The organism is Gluconacetobacter entanii, assembly GCF_003206495.1.
Taxonomy (GTDB): domain Bacteria; phylum Pseudomonadota; class Alphaproteobacteria; order Acetobacterales; family Acetobacteraceae; genus Novacetimonas; species Novacetimonas entanii.
Map to the genome: position 1 here is coordinate 1 of NZ_NKUF01000094.1, position 3,936 is coordinate 3,936.

At 56.5% G+C, this 3,936-nt stretch carries 3 protein-coding genes and 2 riboswitches; all 3 genes read left to right on the top strand.

Annotation, left to right across the window (positions count from 1 at the left end):
- Window positions 1-142 precede the first annotated feature (142 nt).
- Window positions 143-374, top strand: a riboswitch (cobalamin riboswitch).
- Window positions 375-530: 156 nt separating this feature from the next.
- The 3 genes from CFR72_RS16340 to CFR72_RS16350 all read left to right on the top strand — a co-directional run bounded on the left by CFR72_RS16340 (window position 531) and on the right by CFR72_RS16350 (window position 3,839).
- Window positions 531-2,168, top strand: a complete 1,638-nt coding sequence (locus CFR72_RS16340) for a carbohydrate porin (RefSeq protein ID WP_014106891.1) — start codon at window positions 531-533, stop codon at window positions 2,166-2,168.
- Between the two features lie 148 nt (window positions 2,169-2,316).
- Window positions 2,317-2,550: riboswitch (cobalamin riboswitch) on the top strand.
- A 311-nt stretch (window positions 2,551-2,861) separates the two neighbouring features.
- Window positions 2,862-3,590: a uroporphyrinogen decarboxylase/cobalamine-independent methonine synthase family protein gene (locus CFR72_RS16345; RefSeq protein WP_231850456.1), complete on the top strand. Its 729-nt coding sequence runs from the start codon at window positions 2,862-2,864 to the stop codon at window positions 3,588-3,590.
- Between the two features lie 27 nt (window positions 3,591-3,617).
- A complete protein-coding gene (locus CFR72_RS16350; RefSeq protein ID WP_227744511.1) occupies window positions 3,618-3,839 on the top strand; it encodes a Rieske (2Fe-2S) protein in 222 nt (73 codons plus the stop codon).
- Window positions 3,840-3,936 lie beyond the last annotated feature (97 nt).

The window sequence follows — 3,936 nt, forward strand, 5'->3', positions numbered from 1 at the left end:
GTATCCTTCATCTGCCGTCCTTTCGCGCAGTCGTTTCTTCCAACGACCATTCTGGCACATTGCGATGCCGTGCGGGGAGGACGGCAACCACCCCATCTCTAATTATCCTGTCTTGCCTTTTTGGGGATAAGAATTTTATAACACTGTCTATCAAGTCGACGGTCCCGTGCGAACGGGTGAAAAGGGAATGTCGTATAACTCTGGCTGGGGCAATTTCCCCGGGAGTTCAGTCGACAGCTGCCCCCGCAACTGTAGACGGCGAGCATTGTGTCCTCAGCTACCAGATTGGGTAGCAGCCACTGACTTCGGTTGGGAAGGCGGATGCAACGTGGTGACCCGTGAGTCAGGAGACCTACCGTCGAGTTCAGATATGTCGCCGGGCGGGTGGAGCCGGAGGCGGATCAAGGCGTGATGCATTTTCTTCTTTGACGCTCTGTCGCGACGGCATGCGTGTTTGTTTCCCAGTCGGGAAATGACTGCATTCGGAATTGTTGCTCCTTTTCCCGACGCTTCCCCGACAGGCTCCCTCCATGACATTTCTTGACTCTCCGGGCGATACGCAACGCTCGGCTCGTGTGCTTTTTATCAATTCCACTCTGGTAGGAAGTCTCTTCGCATACTCAGCCGCTTATGCTCAGGCTCCTCAGACCCAGATCGAGGAAGATCGGGCGCGCCTTGGCAACTCCACTCCGCTGGTTGAGCAGATCGACCCAGCAACCATACGTGATTCGGAGCGCGCGCAAGCCGATGCTGCGGAGAAGGCGGCTGGTGACGATAAACTCGACACCAGTGGTAACCTGCTAGGCAATATGTGGGGCGCGCGGTCATGGATGTACAAGCACGGCATCAGCTTCGACATCCAGGAAGTCGATGAACTCTGGGGCAACGGGACTGGCGGTTCGGCTTCTGGTAATGATGGTGCAGGCGGATCAGGCACCGGCCCGTCCTACGACGGTGTAACCATGCCCACGCTGACCGTCGATACCGAGAAACTGTTCGGGCTGAAGGGGGGGCTGTTCAATGTCAGCGCACTGCAGACACGCGGGCGCTCGATCTCGCAGGACCATCTGGCCAATTTCAACCCTGTCAGCGGATTTGAGGCTGACCGTTCCACCCGCCTGTTCGAACTGTGGTACCAGCAGTCTTTCCTTGGCGGCAAGCTGGACGTAAAGATCGGCCAGCAGGATCTTGATACCGAGTTCCTGATCAGCGATTACGCCTCGCTTTACCTCAACGCCAATTTCGGCTGGCCCATGGCGCCCTCGGTCAACCTGTACGGCGGCGGGCCGTCCTGGCCGCTGTCGTCTCCCGCCATCCGGATCCGCTACCGGCCGAGCGAGAAGTTCACCTTCATGTTTGCCGCAGCGGACGACAATCCGCCGGGTAACCGCTATAATTCTACCCCCATCCAGCAGGCTACCGGCTCCATCAGCGGCTATAATTCCGATCCCACCAGCCAGACCTATGATGGCGCCAACGGCACCAATTTCAACATGGGCACCGGTGCCCTGCTGATGACCGAACTGCAATACGCGCTTAACCCGCAGCCGGCCGACATGTCGAACGTGGCCAAGAATCCTGGCCTGCCGGGCGTGTACAAGCTGGGCGGGTTCTATGATACCGCGAAGTTCGCCGACTATCGTTACAACCGCAATGGCGGTTCGTTAGGAGCTGCCGTGGCCAACGCCACCGCAGCCACGCCACAAAGTGACCTGACCCCGCGCTGGGACCGGGGTAACTGGATGGTGTATGGTATCATCGACCAGATGATCTGGCGGCCGTCGCTCACATCGGCCCGCTCGGTGGGCGTGTTCGTACGCGCCACGGGTAATGGCGGTGATCGTAACCAGATCAGCTTCGCTATTGACGCCGGCCTGAATCTTAAGGCGCCGTTTAAGGGGCGCGATAACGACACGATCGGTCTGGGCTGGGGCATTGGTCGCGCCAGTTCCGGCCTGCGGCAATTTGACCGCGACAGTCAGACGCTTGTGCAGGGCAATGAAAACCATCTTGAACTGACCTATCAGGCGCAGGTTACGCCGTGGATGGTCATGCAGCCTGATTTTCAGTACGTATGGCACCCTTCGGGCGGCGCGCCGGATTGGACCGGTTTGCGCCGCGTAGGTGACGAAGCGATTTTCGGCCTGCACAGCAGCATTACTTTTTAAGTATAAATACACGAACAGAAAGTACTAATTTATATTATTGTTAAATCATATAAAACGTATGAATATGATAAGACGTAGAGTGTACTTGGCCGTCTGATCAGCATTGAAAGGAAAACATTGCTGAAAAGTGGAAGGTGGTGGCATATTCGCCTTCTATATAGTCAGTGGTTCCGTGCAAACGGATGAAAAGGGAACACCGTTCCGCTTCGGCAGGGTCCGTCCCGGAAGCCAGTCGGTGGCTGCTCCCGCAACTGTAAGCGGTATGGGGTCGTGTCGTCCATTTTCTGAGGGGAATGGGCCACTGTTGTGTCAGCAACGGGAAGGTAGACACGATCTGCGATAATCCGTGAGCCAGGAGACCTGCCACTGTCGATCTCACGGCCGCCGGGCGGGATGAACCGGAGGCAGGAGCACGGCTTTGCAGCACTGCATAGGCTTGCCTGTCGCTGAACGACACGGCACTTCCACAATTACAAACTGGCATGATGATGCGCAGACCTGCGGTGAACCCTCATGCTACTGACCGGGACGCTTGGTCTCTCGGGTTTTGATACCCCCGCATTGACCGCTTTGCAGCGGCGCACAGGCGTCTCGCATGTAGCGTCCAATTCCTGCCCGGATGACTGGCATCGCGTGTGGCAGACAGCACAGATGGTGGGTGTGGGGAAGGCTCCTCAGTGCGGCAGGAAGCGCATGCCCGAACTGACAGATCAGACGTTCTTCCACTTATGCAGCAATCCTGTCCGCGATGCATTTGTTGATGCATGGCAACGCGGGATCGCGACTGTGCCTGTGCTTCTAGGGCCAGTGAGCTTTCTTGCCGCATGTGACCGGACTGACGGCACGGACCCTGTCCTGTTGTTATTGAAGCTTCTTCCGGTGTACATCGAGATTCTACACGAACTCGCCACGGCAGGCTGTTTCTGGGTTCAGATTACGGAACCTGTCACAACGGCTGGTCCGATGTCGAAAGAACGCCAGACGGCGATGGAACTGGCATGGCGGAGCATGGCAGAGGTGGCATCCGGACATGCACTATCCCTCGTCTTCGTCGGGGGAGGAGGGGGCTTCTGGCGTAACCTGCCCCACGTCATGTCATTGCCGATGAATGGCCTTCATATCGATATGGTGCGCGGCGGCGCAGAACTTCCATCGGTGCTCTCTAATCTTAATCCGCGCTGTGACCTTCTTCTGGGAGTTGTGGACGGCCTGAATCGGATTCCAACGGATGTCTATAGCGCGATGCGATGGATAGATAAGATCCGTGCAGAATGTCTACGAAGGCGCGTGATTATTACACCGTCTACGACAATGCGTTTCACCAATAAGGACGGTAGGCAATTACCGCCTGAGGTTCACAATACACTTTCAGACTTGGCGAAGGTTCAACGTGCTTGCGTGGCGGCGACCTTCGTCCATTAACAAGATTTTGGAGGAATTGTCATGGGCATGACACATACTCTACTGCAACCTTTTGATCCGGACCACAATGCACAATGGTATCCCGCTTTGCGCAGTGCAGATCTGAGACATCAAAAAGCAATCGGGGTTTATTGCGGCAGCAGACCGGTTGTCATTGTCCGTCCAGAGGCAGGGCTGGTGTTCGCACTTGATGACCGGTGTACGCATCGTCAGGTACCACTCAGTCGTGGCGTGGTCAGCGGAACCTAGAGGTGGACCCGTCTGTTCGGACAGTTTTTGGGTTTGAATAAGCTATACCCGGTTGTTGTTATGCCGCCATTCTGACGGCGTTGCTGTTGGCCATCTG